The 15,372-nt window shown below is 67.2% G+C and carries 14 protein-coding genes and 1 riboswitch; of the genes, 10 read left to right on the plus strand and 4 right to left on the minus strand.

Annotated features, from left to right (window positions below):
- Positions 1–35: 35 nt before the first annotated feature.
- From ACV22V_RS01120 to ACV22V_RS01130, 3 genes are all read right to left on the minus strand, one after another.
- Complete coding sequence (locus ACV22V_RS01120) at positions 36–1,046, minus strand: sodium:calcium antiporter (protein WP_059533760.1); 1,011 nt, start codon at positions 1,044–1,046, stop codon at positions 36–38.
- A 91-nt stretch (positions 1,047–1,137) separates the two neighbouring features.
- Positions 1,138–1,313: riboswitch (yybP-ykoY riboswitch) on the minus strand.
- Positions 1,314–1,427: 114 nt separating this feature from the next.
- Complete coding sequence (locus ACV22V_RS01125; protein WP_448012744.1) at positions 1,428–2,843, minus strand: heavy metal sensor histidine kinase; 1,416 nt, start codon at positions 2,841–2,843, stop codon at positions 1,428–1,430.
- Entirely contained in the window at positions 2,840–3,511 is a 672-nt protein-coding gene (locus tag ACV22V_RS01130; protein WP_059533764.1) for a heavy metal response regulator transcription factor, read from the minus strand. The genes ACV22V_RS01125 and ACV22V_RS01130 overlap by 4 nt, the downstream gene beginning before the upstream one ends.
- 266 nt (positions 3,512–3,777) lie before the next feature.
- Here ACV22V_RS01130 and ACV22V_RS01135 point away from each other — a divergent pair, with 266 nt between their 5' ends.
- From ACV22V_RS01135 to ACV22V_RS01180, 10 genes are all read left to right on the plus strand, one after another.
- Positions 3,778–4,158 carry a hypothetical protein gene (locus ACV22V_RS01135; RefSeq protein ID WP_448012745.1) on the plus strand — a complete coding sequence of 127 codons (381 nt, stop codon included), beginning with the start codon at positions 3,778–3,780 and terminating at the stop codon, positions 4,156–4,158.
- 88 nt (positions 4,159–4,246) lie between these two features.
- Entirely contained in the window at positions 4,247–4,540 is a 294-nt protein-coding gene (locus tag ACV22V_RS01140; RefSeq protein ID WP_448012746.1) for a hypothetical protein, read from the plus strand.
- A complete protein-coding gene (locus ACV22V_RS01145) occupies positions 4,537–6,015 on the plus strand; it encodes a TolC family protein (protein ID WP_448012747.1) in 1,479 nt (492 codons plus the stop codon). Before ACV22V_RS01140 ends, ACV22V_RS01145 begins: the two co-directional genes overlap by 4 nt.
- A 1-nt stretch (position 6,016) precedes the next feature.
- A complete protein-coding gene (locus ACV22V_RS01150) occupies positions 6,017–7,312 on the plus strand; it encodes a multicopper oxidase family protein (protein ID WP_059698850.1) in 1,296 nt (431 codons plus the stop codon).
- Positions 7,313–7,385: 73 nt separating this feature from the next.
- Complete coding sequence (locus ACV22V_RS01155) at positions 7,386–7,733, plus strand: copper-binding protein (protein WP_059692489.1); 348 nt, start codon at positions 7,386–7,388, stop codon at positions 7,731–7,733.
- A 14-nt stretch (positions 7,734–7,747) separates the two neighbouring features.
- Positions 7,748–8,128: a copper homeostasis periplasmic binding protein CopC gene (gene copC, locus ACV22V_RS01160; protein ID WP_448012748.1), complete on the plus strand. Its 381-nt coding sequence runs from the start codon at positions 7,748–7,750 to the stop codon at positions 8,126–8,128.
- Entirely contained in the window at positions 8,125–9,066 is a 942-nt protein-coding gene (locus ACV22V_RS01165) for a copper resistance D family protein (protein WP_448012749.1), read from the plus strand. The genes copC and ACV22V_RS01165 overlap by 4 nt, the downstream gene beginning before the upstream one ends.
- A gap of 189 nt (positions 9,067–9,255) precedes the next feature.
- Positions 9,256–11,067: an ExeM/NucH family extracellular endonuclease gene (locus ACV22V_RS01170; protein WP_059698857.1), complete on the plus strand. Its 1,812-nt coding sequence runs from the start codon at positions 9,256–9,258 to the stop codon at positions 11,065–11,067.
- A gap of 748 nt (positions 11,068–11,815) precedes the next feature.
- Positions 11,816–13,666, plus strand: a complete 1,851-nt coding sequence (locus tag ACV22V_RS01175; protein WP_223960178.1) for a S10 family serine carboxypeptidase-like protein — start codon at positions 11,816–11,818, stop codon at positions 13,664–13,666.
- Between the two features lie 44 nt (positions 13,667–13,710).
- Positions 13,711–14,139 carry a hypothetical protein gene (locus tag ACV22V_RS01180; protein WP_059533782.1) on the plus strand — a complete coding sequence of 143 codons (429 nt, stop codon included), beginning with the start codon at positions 13,711–13,713 and terminating at the stop codon, positions 14,137–14,139.
- A 146-nt stretch (positions 14,140–14,285) separates the two neighbouring features.
- Here the strand turns inward: ACV22V_RS01180 and ACV22V_RS01185 are convergent, their stop codons facing one another.
- On the minus strand, positions 14,286–15,311 hold the full coding sequence (locus tag ACV22V_RS01185; RefSeq protein ID WP_448012750.1) for a helix-turn-helix domain-containing protein: 1,026 nt from the start codon (positions 15,309–15,311) through the stop codon (positions 14,286–14,288).
- Between the last annotated feature and the right edge of the window lie 61 nt (positions 15,312–15,372).

Here is a 15,372-nt window from a genome sequence, read left to right on the forward strand (position 1 = left end):
TCGAGCGTCGTCGGGCGACCGCCCGATCCGCGCCTTCAGCGCGTCAGCGTCACGAACAGATAGCCGACGTACCCGGCGCCGTTCGCCAGCAACGCCCAGATCGCGAGCCCGCGCGCGCGGGCATTCACGCGCAGCCACACCGCCGCCGCGAGCGTGATGACCACGCCGGTCAGCACTTCGGGGCGCGGTTCCCACGGCGTCAGCATGATGCCGATCGCCGGCAGCAGCGTGCCCTGGAACACCATCGCGCCGGTGATGTTGCCGAACGCGAGCGTGTCCTTCTTGCGGCGGATCCACAGCACGCTGTTGACCTTTTCCGGCAATTCCGTCGCGATCGGCACGATGATCAGCGACAGCAGCAGCGCGGAGATCCCGAGCAGGTGCGACACGCCCTCGACGCCGTGAATGAAGCCCTTCGCACCGCCGACCAGCAACGCGACGCCGAGCGCGAGTTGCAGCGCGATGGTCGCCAGGTTGGTCGGCAGCCCGACGCGCGACAGGAACATCGCATGCGGCGCCTCGGTGCCGTGCCCGGCGTCGACGAGTTGCGTCGACGCGCGGAACGTCATCAAGACGTACATCACGTAGATGCCGACCAGCATCGCGGCGAGCAGCGCGCGGACCGCCCACACGTGATGCGGGACGAACATCGCGATGGTGGCGAGCGTGAAGGCGGCGATGAAGTAGTTCAGGTCGCGCACGAAGCCGGTGCGCTCGGGCGCGATCGTGCCGGTCAGCCCGCGTGAGCGGATCACGGCGAGCGTCATCAGGAAGGTCGTCAGCGTCGCGAGCATCAGCGGCGCGCCGAGAATCGCGCCGACGCCGATTTCCTCGTTCACGGCCGCGTTCGACGTGCCGCCCGCGAGCGCGAGCAACGGCACCATCGTTTCGGGCAGCGCGGTGCCGACGGCGGCGAACAGCGAACCGGTCACGCCTTCCGAAATCTTCAGCCGCTCGCCGAGATGTTCGAGCGCATTCGTGAAGAGTTCGGCAGCGATCAGGATGACGATCAGCATGAACGCCAGTTCGACGAGCATCAACGTCATGCGGCACCTCCGCAGGCAGGCACGCCGGCAGGGGCGGAACGGATGCAGCGAACGAAACGCTGGGGGAAGGCTGGAAGGAACATGGGGACTCCGTGGTCGGACGTGGACGAACCATGACGCATCTGCCGACGTCCGACCAGGAACGACGCGATGCGTCGATGGTCTCGCCAGACCGATTCGGCCGAATGCGCCACGGCCGCAGGCCGAGTGTGTTGACGCGTTCGCTTTCCGGGGATGGAAAGCAGGCTACTCCCCAAAGACGAGGGCCAGTCTAGCCGAGCCGGCCGCTTTCGGCAAGCGCGCGGTCAAGCCGCGCCGTGACGGATGCCATGCCGTGTCGGGAAGCAATCGGCATGCGCGCGCGGCGGCATCGTCCGCATGTCACGAAACGCGGGCCGGGAAGTGCAGCGCGAAGGTCGTCCGTCCGTCGCGGCTCGCGACCTCGACCTTGCCGCGATGCAGCTCGACGATCGACTTGACGATCGCGAGCCCAAGCCCGGTGTTGCGCGCCGCGCCGTGCCGCGACGAATCGATCCGGTAGAAGCGCTCGAAGATCCGCTCGATCTGTTCGGGTGGAATCGCGACGCCGCGGTTCGTGACTTCGACGACCGCGTAGCCGGGCCGGGTCGATACGGCCAGCTCGATCGTCGATCCGGCTTCCGCGTGTTCGAGCGCGTTCGAGACGAGGTTGCTGACGGCGCGCCGGAACAGCGTCGCGTCCGCGACGACCGGCGCTGCGCCGTGCACGTCGAGGCGCACGCCGGTCTCGTCGGACAGCGCCTGGAAATACGACGCGAGCCGGCGCAATTCGTTGCCCGCGTCGAGTTCGACCGTCTTCAGGTGCTGTTGCGCATTGTCCGTGCGTGCAAGAAACAGCATGTTCTCGATCATCCGCTGAAGCCGTTCGCATTCCTCGATATTCGAATCGATCAGCGCTTCGTATTCCTCGGTGGTGCGGGCACGCGACAGCGTGACCTGCGACGAGCTGATCACGTTCGCGAGCGGCGTGCGCATGTCGTGCGCGAGATCGGACGAAAACTGCGACAGCCGCACGAACGCGCGCTCGAGCCGGTCGAGCATCCGGTTGACCGACGTGGCGAGTTCGCGCAGCTCGATCGGGCCGCCGCGCGCATCGAGGCGCGCGGTCAGGTTGTGCGCCTCGATGCGCGACGTCTGCCGGCCGAGGCTCTCGACCGGACGCAGGCCGCGCGACGCGACCGCGTAGCCGAGCGCGCCGACCAGCAGCGCGCCGAGCGCGGCCGCGAGCCAGATGTCGACGCGATAGCTTTCCAGCAGCGACTGGCGATCCGCCGCCGTGCGCGCCAGCGCGATCTGAACGGTTTCGCCCGACGGCAGCGTGGCGCGGGCACGGACGCAGCGCGACGTGCCGATGCCGGGCGGCGAGCACGTGAACGGGCTGGCCGCCGCGCCCGCTGCGCCGGCCGGCTGCGGCCGCGCGATCACCGACGCGAGCGTGTGGCCGGCTTCGTCGGTGTGTTCGACGAGCGGATGGTTCGCGCCGTCGTAGATGCCGAGATAGACGCCCGGATGCGACAGCAGCACTTCGTGGAAGACGGCCGGATCGGCGCGCAACGCGGCGGTCGAGCCGCTCGCCCGCGCGAGCTGCAGGAACTGGTTGAGCTTGCCGGCGATCTCGATGTCGTCGCGCCGGGTCAACTCGGCGGACAGCGAGCGATACAGATACGCGCCGGTCAGCGCGAACACGAGCGCGGCCACGACCGCGAACGCGAGCGTCAGGCGCCGGACCAGCGAATAGGGTGCGGGGCCGCTTGTCACGCGCGATCCTCGAGCACGTAGCCCATCCCGCGGATCGTGTGGATCAGTTTCTTCTCGTATGCGTTGTCGATCTTCGCGCGCAGGCGCTTGATCGCCGCATCGACGACGTTCGTGTCGCTGTCGAAATTCATGTCCCAGATCTGCGACGTGATGAAGGTGCGCGTCAGCACCTCGCCCTCGCGTTCCGCGAGCAGCTGCAGCAGCGCGAACTCCTGCGCGGTCAGGTCGATGCGGGCGTCGGCGCGCCGCACGCGGCGCTTGATCAGGTCGACTTCGAGATCGGCGATTTGCAGGATTTCGCGGGAATTGCGCGGCACGCGCCGCAGCAGCGAACGGATGCGGGCGAGGAACTCTGCGTACGCGAACGGTTTCAGCAGGTAGTCGTCGGCGCCCAGTTCGAGCCCCGTGACCTTGTCCTCGACCGCCTCCCGGGCCGTCAGCAGCAGCACCGGCGTCTGCTTCTGCGCGCGCAGCCGGCGGAGCACCTCGAAGCCGTCCAGTTCCGGCAGCATCACGTCGAGCACGACGAGATCGAAATCCTCGTGCAGCGCGAGGAACAGCCCGTCCTGGCCGTTCTCGGCCACGTCGACCGTGTAGCTCGCCTCCGTCAGCCCCTTGCGGAGGTACGACGCCATCTTGGGTTCGTCTTCGACTATCAGTATCCGCATGGTGGAGCAGGCCGTTCGTGATTCCAGCCGGTCAGTGTAACGCGTGAGCTTACGGCGCAGCGCGTGCGCGAAAGATGACCGCCGGATGACGGAATTGTCATGAAGCATGCGTGCGATGCGTCGCCGCACTTCATGAAAATTCGGTCATGTTTCGGCCATGTCGTCGTCACGCCGGCGGCGATAAGCTGCGGCCGTCTTGTATCCGGAGCGCGTCGTCGCGACGCTGCTCCCGTTCATCCGGTCATTGTCTGCGTGATTCCGCATCCATGTCGTACTGGCGCAAATTCATCCTCGTCGTGCTGCTGGCGCTGTGCGTGCCGATCCAGTCGTTCGCGACCGTGTCGACGCCGTGCGCGGGCGCTGCCGCTGCCGCACCGCACGCGGGGGCCGGCGCCGATGCCCAGGCCGCGTCGCATGCGATGCCGGGCGCGCACGGCGAGCGGCATGAGCACGACGACCACGCACGCCATGCGACGCCTTGTTCCGCCTGCGGGTCCTGCTGTTTCGGCTCGGGTATGGCGGAGGCGCCCGCCGTGTCCGTTACGTCGGACGTCGGGCTCGCGATCGTCTCGTCCGCACCGTCGACGGTCGTCGTGTCGTTTTTGACCGGCGGCATCGACCGGCCGCCACGCCGGATTCCCGTCTAATTCGTGCCCGCGGCCAAACGGCCGCGATCCGCAAACCGTGCCGGCGAACGCGCGACGTCCGCCGCACGACTCACGACGAGAAACATCCATGCGATTGATTACTGCGGCGCTGCTTGGCGCGGCGGCGCTCGTGCCGTCGCTCGCGCCCGCGCAAACCGCCTTTCCCGATCCGGCCGACGCGGCCGCGTCGGTGCCGGACGTCACGGTGACGTCCGCGTTCGACGGCTACGTGCCGTATCGGGACGACGCAGGCCCGGGCTGGAAGCAACTGAACCGGGACGTGATGGCGCGGCCCGCGAAGGGAAACACCGCCGGACACGCGAAACCCGGCAATGCGGCAGCCGGCGCGTCCCATTCGATGCACGGAGGGGCCGCGCAATGACGAGACTTGCGATTTCACCGCGAATCGGCGCGACCGTGCTCGTGCTGGCCTTCCTCGCCGGCTGCACGACGTTCTCGAAGGACGGCGGCTTCGACGCCGTGTCGTCCGTCGCATCGGAGCGCATCGGGAAGGACGCCGTCATCGTCAGGACCGACGCCGACCGCGCGGCCGTCGACAAGCGGACGAAGGAACTGCTCGAGAAGCCGCTGTCGATGGACGACGCGGTGCAGCTCGCACTGCTGAACAACCGTGGCCTGCAGGCGTCGTACGCGGAACTCGGGCTGTCGGAGGCCGATCTCGTGCAGGCCGGCCGGCTGCCGAACCCGCGCTTCTCGTTCAGCCGCACGCGGGCCGGCGACGGCGAACTGAGCCTCGGCCGCACGTTCTCGGCCAACGTGTTCGCGCTGCTGACGCTGCCGCTCGCGACGAACATCGAACGCCGCCGTTTCGAGCAGACCCGGCTCGAAACCGCCGACGCGATGCTGAAGGTCGCGGCCGACGCGCGCCGCGCGTATGTCGAAGCCGTCGCCGCCGAGCAGGCCGCGAATTATGCGCGACAGGTCCGCGACGCCGCGAGCGCCGGCGCCGAGCTCGCGCAGCGCATGCGCCAGGCCGGCAACTTCAGCCGGCTCGACTACGCACGCGAACAGGCGTTCCACGCGGATGCCGTCGCGCAGCAGGCGAAGGCGCAGCAGCAGGCCGTGGCCGCGCGCGAGAAGCTCACGCGCGCGATGGGGCTGTGGGGCGAGCGCACGCGGTACGCGCTGCCCGAGCGCTTGCCCGACCTGCCGAAGGCACGCCCCGATCTGCCCGATCTCGAACGCTATGCGATGAACAACCGCCTCGACATCCAGGCCGCGAAGCTGCAGACGCAGGGCGTCGCGTCGTCGCTCGGGCTCAGCAAGGCGACGCGCTTCGTCAACGCGGTCGATCTCGGCTACGTGAACAACTACGAGACCGGCAAGGGGCACGAGCACGGCTACGAGATCAGCGTCGAGATTCCGCTGTTCGACTGGGGCGGCGCGAAGGTCGCACGGGCCGAGGCCGTCTACATGCAGTCGGCGAACCGGCTCGCGCAGACGGCGATCGACGCGCGCTCGGACGTGCGCGAATCGTACGCGGCATACACGACGAGCTACGACGTCGCGAAGCACTATCGCGACGAAGTCGTGCCGCTGCGCAAGACGATCTCGGACGAACTGCTGCTGCGCTACAACGGGATGCTCGCGAGCGTGTTCGAGTTGCTGAGCGATGCGCGCGAACAGGTCGGCGCGGTCAACGGCTACATCGACGCGCTGAAGGATTACTGGCTCGCCGAAACCGATCTGCAGGCGGCCGTCGGCGGCCGTCTGCCGAACGCGCAGCCGACGCAGCGCGCGGACACGCCCGCCGCACCCACGACCGACGCTGCGCCGCAGCCGGCTTCTTCACCCGTGGCGCAACCGGCGCCCGCAACGCATCCGGAAGGTCATTGACATGGTGTCCCGTCGACAATTTCTCAGCGGTTCGGGCGCCGCGCTGCTCGGTGCGGCGATGGTCAGCAAGGCTGGCGCGGCGTCGCTGCCCGACGCGCCCACGATGGCGAAGGCCGGCACGCAGCCGCCGCTCGTGCCGCCCAACGGCCGTCCGTACACGCCCGTCGCGACGCTGAACGGCTGGACGCTGCCGTGGCGAATGAAGAACGGCTGGAAGGAATTCCACCTGACCGCCGAGCCCGTCGTGCGCGAGATGGCGCCCGGGATGAACGCGAACCTGTGGGGCTACAACGGCCAGTCGCCAGGCCCGACGATCGAGGCCGTCGAAGGCGACAAGGTCCGGATCTTCGTGACGAACCGGCTGCCCGAGCACACGACGATCCATTGGCACGGGCTGCGGCTGCCCAACGGGATGGACGGCGTCGGCGGCCTCACGCAGCCGCACATTCCGCCCGGCAAGACCTTCGTCTACGAGTTCCAGCTGGAGGCGCACGGCACGTTCATGTATCACCCGCACGCCGACGAGATGGTGCAGATGGCGATGGGGATGATGGGCATGTTCATCGTGCATCCGAAGGATCGCGCGACGATGCCGGTCGATCGCGACTTCGTCTTTCTGCTCGCCGCGTACGACATCGATCCGGGCAGCTACACGCCGCGCGTGAACGAGATGACCGACTTCAACATGTGGACGTTCAACTCGCGCGTGTTCCCGGGCATCGACCCGCTGCCGGTGCGGGCGGGCGACCGCGTGCGGATTCGTTTCGGAAACCTGACGATGACGAATCATCCGATCCACCTGCACGGCTACAGCTTCGAGGTGGCCGGCACCGACGGCGGCTGGATTCCGCCGGCGGCGCGCTGGCCGGAGGTGACGGCCGATGTCGCGGTCGGCCAGATGCGCGCGATCGAGTTCACCGCCGATCGTCCGGGCGACTGGGCGTTCCATTGCCACAAGTCGCATCACACGATGAATGCGATGGGTCATCAGGTGCCGAACCTGATCGGCGTGCCGCAGAAGGATCTCGCGAAGAAGATCGGCAAGCTCGTGCCCGACTACATGGCGATGGGCAGCACGGGCGGCGCGATGGGCGGCATGGAAATGCCGCTGCCCGACAACACGCTGCCGATGATGACGGGCACCGGCCCGTTCGGGCCGCTGGAGATGGGCGGCATGTTCACGGTGCTGAAGGTCCGGCAGGGCCTCGGCCGCAACGATTATCGCGATCCGGGCTGGTTCCGGCATCCGAAGGGCACCGTCGCGTACGAATACACCGGCGAATTGCCGGACGGTTGAGCCGCGGGCAGCACGCGGCGGCCGTGATGACGCGGCCGCCGGTTTTCGTTTCATTCACTCAGGAGCACGCACGATGAAGAAGGAACTGGTTTCGATTGCAACGGGTTGCATGCTGGCGTTTTCCGCCGCGTCGTACGCGGCCGGCGACATGGCCGGCATGGACATGAGCGGCGGCGCGATGCAGGGCGCCGCCGCGAAGCACGAGATGTCGCACGGCGAGATCCGCAAGATCGACACGGGCGCCGGCAAGCTGACGATCAAGCATGGCCCGCTGGACAACCTCGGGATGGACGCGATGACGATGGCGTTCAAGGTGAAGGACCCGGCGATGCTGTCGCAGGTGAAGGTGGGCGACAAGGTCGACTTCGTCGCCGAGGACGTGGGCGGCGCGTTGACCGTCGTCGAGCTGAAGAAGCCGTGACGCCGGGCGTGACCATGAAGATCACCCCCCTCGGGCGGCTGGCCGCCCTCGCCGCGGCCGGCGCGATCGCCGCCGCCGTGCCGGCCGCGGCATTCGCGCACGGCAAGCTGGAAAGCGCCGCACCGGCGACGGGCAGCGCGGTCGACACCGCGCCCGACACGTTGCGGCTGACGTTCAACGAAGACCTCGAACCGGCGTTCAGCTCGGTGAAGGTATCGGACGCGAACGGCAATGCCGTCGCGCACGAAAAGGCGAAAGTCGATGCGTCGAACCCGCGCGTGATGACCGTCGCGGTACCGAAGCTCGCGCCCGGCGCGTACACGGTGCAGTGGGTGGCGATGACGGCCGACGCGCATCGCACCAAGGGCGCCTATTCGTTCAGGGTGAAGGGGTGAACGAGGGCTTCGTCGGCCTTTTGAGGCTCGTGTCCGTGGCGATCCAGAACACCGGGTTCGCCGTCGTCGTCGGCGCGCTGCTCGGCAGCCACTGGCTCGCGCGTGGCGAGTCGGCGTGGCAGCGCGGCATCGCGCGGCGTCTCGTCGCGACGCTGCGCATCGCGTCCAGCGTGTCGCTGCTCGCGAGCGTCACCGCGTTCTGGGCGCATTGCGCGCTGATGAGCGACGTGTCGATGCTGGACGCCGGGCCGGCCGTCCGCGCGATGCTCGCCGGCACCGGCTTCGGCCATGCGTGGCTGGCCGGCGCGGTGTTCACGGCGGTCGTCGTGCTGCTGTCGTTGTTCCGGTGTGCGAACGATACGCGCTTTCCGTTCGCGATCTGGGCCGCGCTCGCGGGCGTCGCACTCGCGCGCAGCAACGGCGGGCATCCGGTCGACGCGGGCCTGTTCAGCGTGCCGGTATGGGTCGACTGGCTGCATCTGCTGGCGATCAGCGCGTGGGTCGGGCTCGTGTTCGTGACGGCGTTCGGCGTGATGCCGCGTCTTGCCGGCATGCCCGCGAGCGAACGCGCGACTGGCGCATCGTTCGTGCAGTCGCTGTCCGATGCGTCAACGTATGCGTTGATCGTGCTGTTCGCGACCGGCGCTTACAACGGCTGGCGCGGTGTCGATACGCCCGCGAACCTGCTCGGGTCGACGTACGGGCAGATCCTGCTGTTCAAGCTCGCGCTCGTGCTGATCGCGGCGGCGCTCGGCGGACACAACCGCTTCTTCGAGATGCCGAAGCTGCTGGCCGCGCTGAAGGATCCGGCGGCCGCGACGCCGGCCGGCCTGTTGCGACGGTTCGGCGCGGTGTTGCGGATCGAGGCGGTCGTGCTGGCCGGCGTGCTGATGGTGGCCGCGGTGCTCGTGTCGAGCGCGTTGCCGGGGACGGTTTAGCGCCACGGTCGGCAGGCGAGGCCGGTAACGGGAAATCGTCGGAACAGCGGCGGTTTCGATCAGACGATTTCCCGCTTTCCGACCGGGGTAGCGCAGCCGGATGATTACATCCATCTGTCGTTTGGTTACTAAAAACTGTCACCGAGCGCCGCTAAGCTTTCGCCACCCTCACAACCGGGATTCCCCGTCATGCGCTCGACAATCCGCCTGTTTGCCCCGCTATTGCTGCTGCCCACGCTTGCCGCGCCGGTCTTCGCCGCCACCGCCGCGCCCGTCAGTCCGAACTGCGGCGGCAGCACGACGCCGATCGCCGACATCCAGGGGCCGGGCGCGCCGTCGCCGCTCGCCGGCCAGAACGTGTCGATCGAAGCGGTCGTTACCGCCGATTTCGGCGGCACGGACGGCTTCGGCGGCTTCTTCGTCCAGCAGGCCGACGCGCAGCGCCGCAACCAGCCGGGCGTCTCCGAAGGCCTGTTCGTCTATGCGCCGAAAGTGCGCGCGAAGGCCGGCGATCTCGTGCACGTGACCGGCAAGGTCGAGGAAAAATACGGGCAGACGCAGCTCACGCTGTCGGGCGCGATCGCGGTGTGCGCGAACGGCCAGACGGTCACGCCGGCCACGCTCACGTTGCCGGTCGACAACCCGAACGCGTTCGCCGCATATGAAGGCATGCGCGTGCGCCTGCCGCAGACGCTCACCGTCACCGACAACTACGAACTCGGCCGCTACGGCAGCGTGATGCTGAGCAACGGCCGCCTGCGCACGCCGACGAGCGTGGTGCCGCCGTCGCAGGCGCAGACGCAGATCGATGCGAACGCACGCAACCGGCTGATCCTCGACGACGGCTCGAACAAGCAGAACCCGGCGACCGTGCCGTATCCGGCGCCGGAACTGTCGGCCGCGAACCCGCTGCGCTCGGGCTACACCGTGCGCGACGTCGAAGGCGTGCTCGAGGTGCGCTACGGCGCATGGCGCGTGCAGCCGCTGCCCGGCGCGGCCGCGCCGACGTTCGACACGCGTTCGAACCCGCGCACCAACGCGCCGGCGCGCGATCCGAAATCGAACCTGCGCGTCGCGTCGTTCAACGTCCTCAACTATTTCAACGGCAACGGTCTCGGCGGCGGCTTCGACGATCCGAACAACCGCGGCGCGAAGACCTATCAGGAATTCCAGCGCCAGGAAGCGAAGATCGTCAGCGCGCTGAAGGCGCTCGACGCCGACGTGATCGGCCTGATGGAAATCCAGAACAACGGCTACGGCGAACTGAGCGCGGTGCGCCAGCTCGCGGCGAAGCTCGGCAGCCACTGGCGCGTCGTCGATCCGGGCACGTCGCGCCTCGGCGGCGACGCGATCGCGGTCGCGATGATCTACGACAGCCGCGCGGTCGAACCCGTCGGCCGCGCGTCGACGCTCGCGATCGACGACAAGAACCGCCAGCCGCTCGCGCAGTCGTTCCGCCGGATCGGCGGCAAGCAGGCGCTGACGATCGCGGTCAACCACCTGAAGTCGAAGAACTGCCCGGACGCGGCGAACGACGACCGCGACCAGGGCGACGGCCAGGGCTGCTGGAATCCGACGCGCACGCGCGCGGCCGCGAAGCTGGCCGACTGGCTCGCCGGCACGCCGACGGGCATCGCGGGGCAGGGCACGCTGCTGATCGGCGACTTCAACAGCTACACGTATGAAGACCCGATCCGCCTGCTCGAATCGCGCGGCTACCGCAACCTGGTGTCGCGCTGGATCGGCGCCAATGCATACAGCTACGTGTATAACGGCGAAGCCGGCTACCTCGATCACGCGCTTGCGTCGCTGCCGCTCGCGTCGCACGTGAAGGCCGTGCACGAATGGCACATCAACGCGGACGAGCCCCTCGCGCTGCAGTACACGCTCGCGTACAAGTCGGCCGAGCAGCAGAAAACCTTCTACGCGCCGGATGCGTATCGTTCGTCGGACCACGATCCGGTGCTGATCGATATCGCGTTGCCGGGCGGCGGGCGCTGATCGCTGAATCGAGTATCTGAAGTACGGCGCGCGGGCGGCGGTTGCGCCGCTCGCGCTGTCATGCGATCCGGAATGAGCGGCGCGAATGACGGCTTCTTCATCGCGAATGCCTGCGCATGACGCATCAATGCCGTTTGGCGCACTCCATAGTTTCATTCCGGTATCGGGTAAATAATTCCGTTGTATTTCCGCGAAATAATCGGCATCGGTATTTTATGGACGATGCCGATTTTTATTCAATGAATCTCACTAATTGATCCGGGATAATTAAAATGAAAGAAAAATCCTGTCGATTTGAAGGGGGTCAACGCGCACTTTCGAATCCCGGCAAGGGCGGTGCGACATGCGAAAACGCCGTCGCATTCCGATAAAAATGCCTCGTATAACGACCTGAACGCGAACAATCGTGTTTTCTTTCAAATGCCAGACACTGATCGCCGTTCGCATCATAAGAGATTTTTTAATATCGGAATGATCTTTGACAACGCGGCGCAGCACCGCCTATTTTTGTGGTGTCGTAAATTCAGGTAATACGATAAGTCGTCGAAACTGCCAGGGGGCGGCGTTCCCGCATCATTCTCCGCCAGCAGTTTGCTGTGTCTGTATCAAGTTCAGTCTCTCGAAGAAGTCCAATCCCCAACCGCCGTCTGCCGACCGTGCAACGCGAGTGGCGGGTATGCCTGCGCGTTTTTCGCCGGCGATGGCGGCCTGTGTGAAGCGGTATCCGACTCAACACAAGGATCGAGGCATGAAACCAGACAGGAGCAGTACCGGCAGCCGCCGCGAGCGTCGCGGCCGGCTGGCCGGGCTAGGCGCATTGACCATCGTGACGCTCGTGCTCGCGGGCTGCGGCGGCGACGATTCGTCGTCGGTCGGCGCGTCGAGCCTCGCGCAGGCCACCGCCAGCCAGCAGGCCAGCGCGCAAGCGGCGGCCGGCAGCCAGTCGCCGGCGGCAAACCAGCCTTACGTCGACCCCGTCGCGTATTCGATGAACGCGACCGACGGCCTCGCGGCCGCGCAGGTCTCGGAGAAGGCGGCGGTGATGCATTACCAGTGGAAATCCGGCGGCACGACGGTCAGCTACACGACGACCACGGGCCACCTGACCGCGCAGGACGCGAACGGCAACGCCGAAGCGTCGATGTCGTACGTCGCGTACACCGCGCCGAGCACGAACGGCAAGCCGCGCCCCGTCACGTTCGTCTATAACGGCGGCCCCGGCTCGTCGTCGATCTGGCTGCGCCTCGGCTCCTTCGCGCCGACGCGCGTCGCCACGCCCGATCCGTTGTTCGGCAACAACTGGCCGAACTATCCGCTCGTCGACAACGCGGACAGCCTGATCGACACGACCGACCTCGTGTTCATCGATCCGCCGGGAACCGGGCTGTCGGAAGCCGTGCTGCCGAACACCAATCAGAAGTACTGGGGTTCGGACGCGGACGTCAACATCATGCGCGACTTCATCCAGCGCTACCTGAACGTCAACAGCCGCGGCACGTCGCCGATCTACCTGTACGGCGAATCGTACGGCACGCCGCGTACCGACATGCTCGCGCTGGCGCTCGAATCGGCCGGCGTGCACCTGACGGGGATCGTGCTGCAATCGTCGATCCTGAACTACTTCGCCGATGCGGTGGAAGCGGTGGCGATCACGCAGTCGACCGAAGGGCTGCTGCTCGAGACCGATACCGTGGCCGGCTACCTGCCCGGCTATGCGGCGGTCGCGGCGTACTTCAACCAGGTGTCGCCGGCGCCGGTCAACCCGTATCTGTATGCACTGCAGACCGAGTTGTTCACGACGCTGATCTACAACCAGTTGCAGCAGTACTCGCAGTCGTGGGTGCTGAGCCAGCTCGGCATTCCGGATGCGCTCGGCACGCCGGTGTTCCCGAGCGATGCGACGCTGAAGCTGTGGTCGCTGCCGTCGAGCCTCACGCAGCAGGCGCTGCGCGGCTACTTCAACGCGAATCCGTTCGGCACGAGCCTGCTGCCCGGCACGACGATCGGCCGCTACGACGGACGCGTGTCGTTGCCGAATTCGGATCCGCGGCTGCAAACGGACGGCGATCCGTCGGACATCCTGATCTCGCAGCCGTTCACGAACGCGCTCGCGACGCAGATGCCCGACTACCTCGGCTACACCGCGCCGAACGCGACCTACCTGCCGCTGAACGACAACATCATCCAGGTGTGGGACTTCTCGCATGACGGCCAGCCGATGCCCGACTCGATCCCCGATCTGCTCGGCGCGCTGCAGCTCAATCCAAAGCTCCGGGTGCTCGCGGAGAACGGCCTCCACGACCTGGCGACGCCGTTCTTCAACACCGAGAAGCAGCTCGCGCGGCTGCAGACGGTGAAGGGCCTGAACCCGAAGCTGCAGGTGAATTTCTTCCAGGGCGGGCACATGACGTATCTGGATGACGTGGCCCGTCCGCAGATGAAGCGCGACCTGACGATCTTCTATCAGGGCAGGCGGATTCCGACCGCGCTGACGCTGCGCACACTGCCGCCGCCGTGGCCGGACGAGAACCCGGCCGGCACGCCGACCGGCAGCGTGCCGGGCGCGACGGCCGCGACGACGCTGGCGGCCGCACCGTAAACGACGGACTCCTTGCGAAAAGGAACCCTCAATTCATCCATTGAATGCGAGTGATCATGTCCCTAATCAACTTGATGCGGCGTATGTCTCCGTTGATCGTCCTCGGTGCCGTGATGAGCAGCGCCCACGCACTGCCGCCGCAGGCGGTGGCGCCGGTGAAGCTGCCGCGCGGCGGGCACGGCGTCGACGGTCCGTTCTTTCCTGCGACCCGCGTGGCGCCGGTATTGCCGTCGACCGGCGCGACGCTGCAACAGCAGGCGCAGAAGCGCGTCGACGCCCGGCTCGGCGGCAACACGGTGCTGAGCAACGGCGCGGCGGTGACGAAAGCGCAGGCGCAAAGCAGCGGGCTGGGCTTCGTCGCGAAGCACTTCGACGAGATCGATGCGAAACACACCGGTCGCGTGACGATGAGCGATGTGCGGCAGTTCATCCAGCAGCGGCAGGTGCAGGCGGAGCAGGAACAGCAGGAGTGACGGAGTAGCGAGGTCGTGCGCGGGGTGATGGCCGATGCGGGCCGTCTCCCTGCACCGACGGTCTGTTTTGAACCCGCCGCGGCGCACGTTCGGCCGCGGCTTTCTACATGGAGGTTCAGTTCATGCGCGGGCAGCGCGAAGCCGCGTCACGCATCGCGTAATCGAGATTCGGCTTCCCGGTGCGCGTAACGCCGCGCCGTCGCCGACGGCAGCTCGCCGAACATCGCGCGGTAGTCCTGAGCAAAGCTGCTCAGATGCCAGAAGCCCCACTTCGTCGCGGCCGACGTCACGGACCCGCCGAGCCGCAGTTCGCGACGAACGTGATTCAGCCGGACGGCGCGCAGATACGCGATCGGATTCAGGTTGAGCGTGTCGTTGAACGCGTATTGCGCGGTACGCCGGCTGATGCCGAGCTGCACGCACAGTTCGGCGATCGACAGCGGACACGTCGACGCGTCCTGCAGCCGCTCCTGCACCGCGTTCACGAGCGACCAGTACTTAGTCGGCCGCGTCGCGAGGGCGTTCGCGTCCGGCGCGGGCGTCGTCATCGCTTCGGCAATCGCATACAGCACGGTCCGCTCGAGCAGCTCGATCCGCTCCTGCGTCGTCACGTCGTCGATCGGCGTGCTTTTCGCGGCCGCGGCCATCGTGTGGCGCAGCAGGTCGCGCAAGCGGTCCGCGACCTGGGGCGTCATCGGGATCAGCGGCGCGAAGGTGCGCGCGCGCAGCGACGCGGCGAGCGTGCGCATCGCCTCCGTCGACAGCTTGTCGGGCTCGATCTCGACGTTCACGAGCACGTGCCGGTCGGGCGAATAGAACTCGAACACGGGCTGGCTCGAGAACACGTGCAGGCTGTCGCGCCCGCTCTTCTCGCCGCACATGCGCGCATGGCCTTCGAGCTCCAGCGGCACGGCCACCGCGATGCGGTCGGACGGCACCGCGCCCTGCTGCAGGATCACCTTGTCGAGGTCCTCGACCAGGAGCCGGATGCCGCCGAGCGACACGATGGACGACGAGCCATGAAACCGGCCGCCCGAGATTTGCGTGTAGTTGAGATCCCAGCCGTCGAAGATTCGCGCCTGCTCCTCCACGTCGGTGAACGCGCAGAACGCCACCGTTCGTGCGAGCGGCGGGGCGCCAGAAAAATCGCTCGGATCGGCGGACGGCGTCATCGGAGTCGGGAAGGGGCGGGCCGGATCGATGCATTGTAGCTGCTGCCCGAGCCGGTCAAAA

It is taken from the genome of Burkholderia sp. AW33-5, assembly GCF_053427615.1.

Coding starts and splice junctions, on each gene's coding strand:
- ACV22V_RS01175 (WP_223960178.1), top strand. CDS start 11,816: ATGAAACCAGACAGGAGCAGTACCGGCAGCCGCCGCGAGCGTCGCGGC.
- copC (WP_448012748.1), top strand. CDS start 7,748: ATGAAGATCACCCCCCTCGGGCGGCTGGCCGCCCTCGCCGCGGCCGGC.
- ACV22V_RS01145 (WP_448012747.1), top strand. CDS start 4,537: ATGACGAGACTTGCGATTTCACCGCGAATCGGCGCGACCGTGCTCGTG.
- ACV22V_RS01140 (WP_448012746.1), top strand. CDS start 4,247: ATGCGATTGATTACTGCGGCGCTGCTTGGCGCGGCGGCGCTCGTGCCG.
- ACV22V_RS01155 (WP_059692489.1), top strand. CDS start 7,386: ATGAAGAAGGAACTGGTTTCGATTGCAACGGGTTGCATGCTGGCGTTT.
- ACV22V_RS01135 (WP_448012745.1), top strand. CDS start 3,778: ATGTCGTACTGGCGCAAATTCATCCTCGTCGTGCTGCTGGCGCTGTGC.
- ACV22V_RS01120 (WP_059533760.1), bottom strand. CDS start 1,046: ATGACGTTGATGCTCGTCGAACTGGCGTTCATGCTGATCGTCATCCTG.
- ACV22V_RS01130 (WP_059533764.1), bottom strand. CDS start 3,511: ATGCGGATACTGATAGTCGAAGACGAACCCAAGATGGCGTCGTACCTC.
- ACV22V_RS01185 (WP_448012750.1), bottom strand. CDS start 15,311: ATGACGCCGTCCGCCGATCCGAGCGATTTTTCTGGCGCCCCGCCGCTC.
- ACV22V_RS01180 (WP_059533782.1), top strand. CDS start 13,711: ATGCGAGTGATCATGTCCCTAATCAACTTGATGCGGCGTATGTCTCCG.
- ACV22V_RS01150 (WP_059698850.1), top strand. CDS start 6,017: ATGGTGTCCCGTCGACAATTTCTCAGCGGTTCGGGCGCCGCGCTGCTC.
- ACV22V_RS01170 (WP_059698857.1), top strand. CDS start 9,256: ATGCGCTCGACAATCCGCCTGTTTGCCCCGCTATTGCTGCTGCCCACG.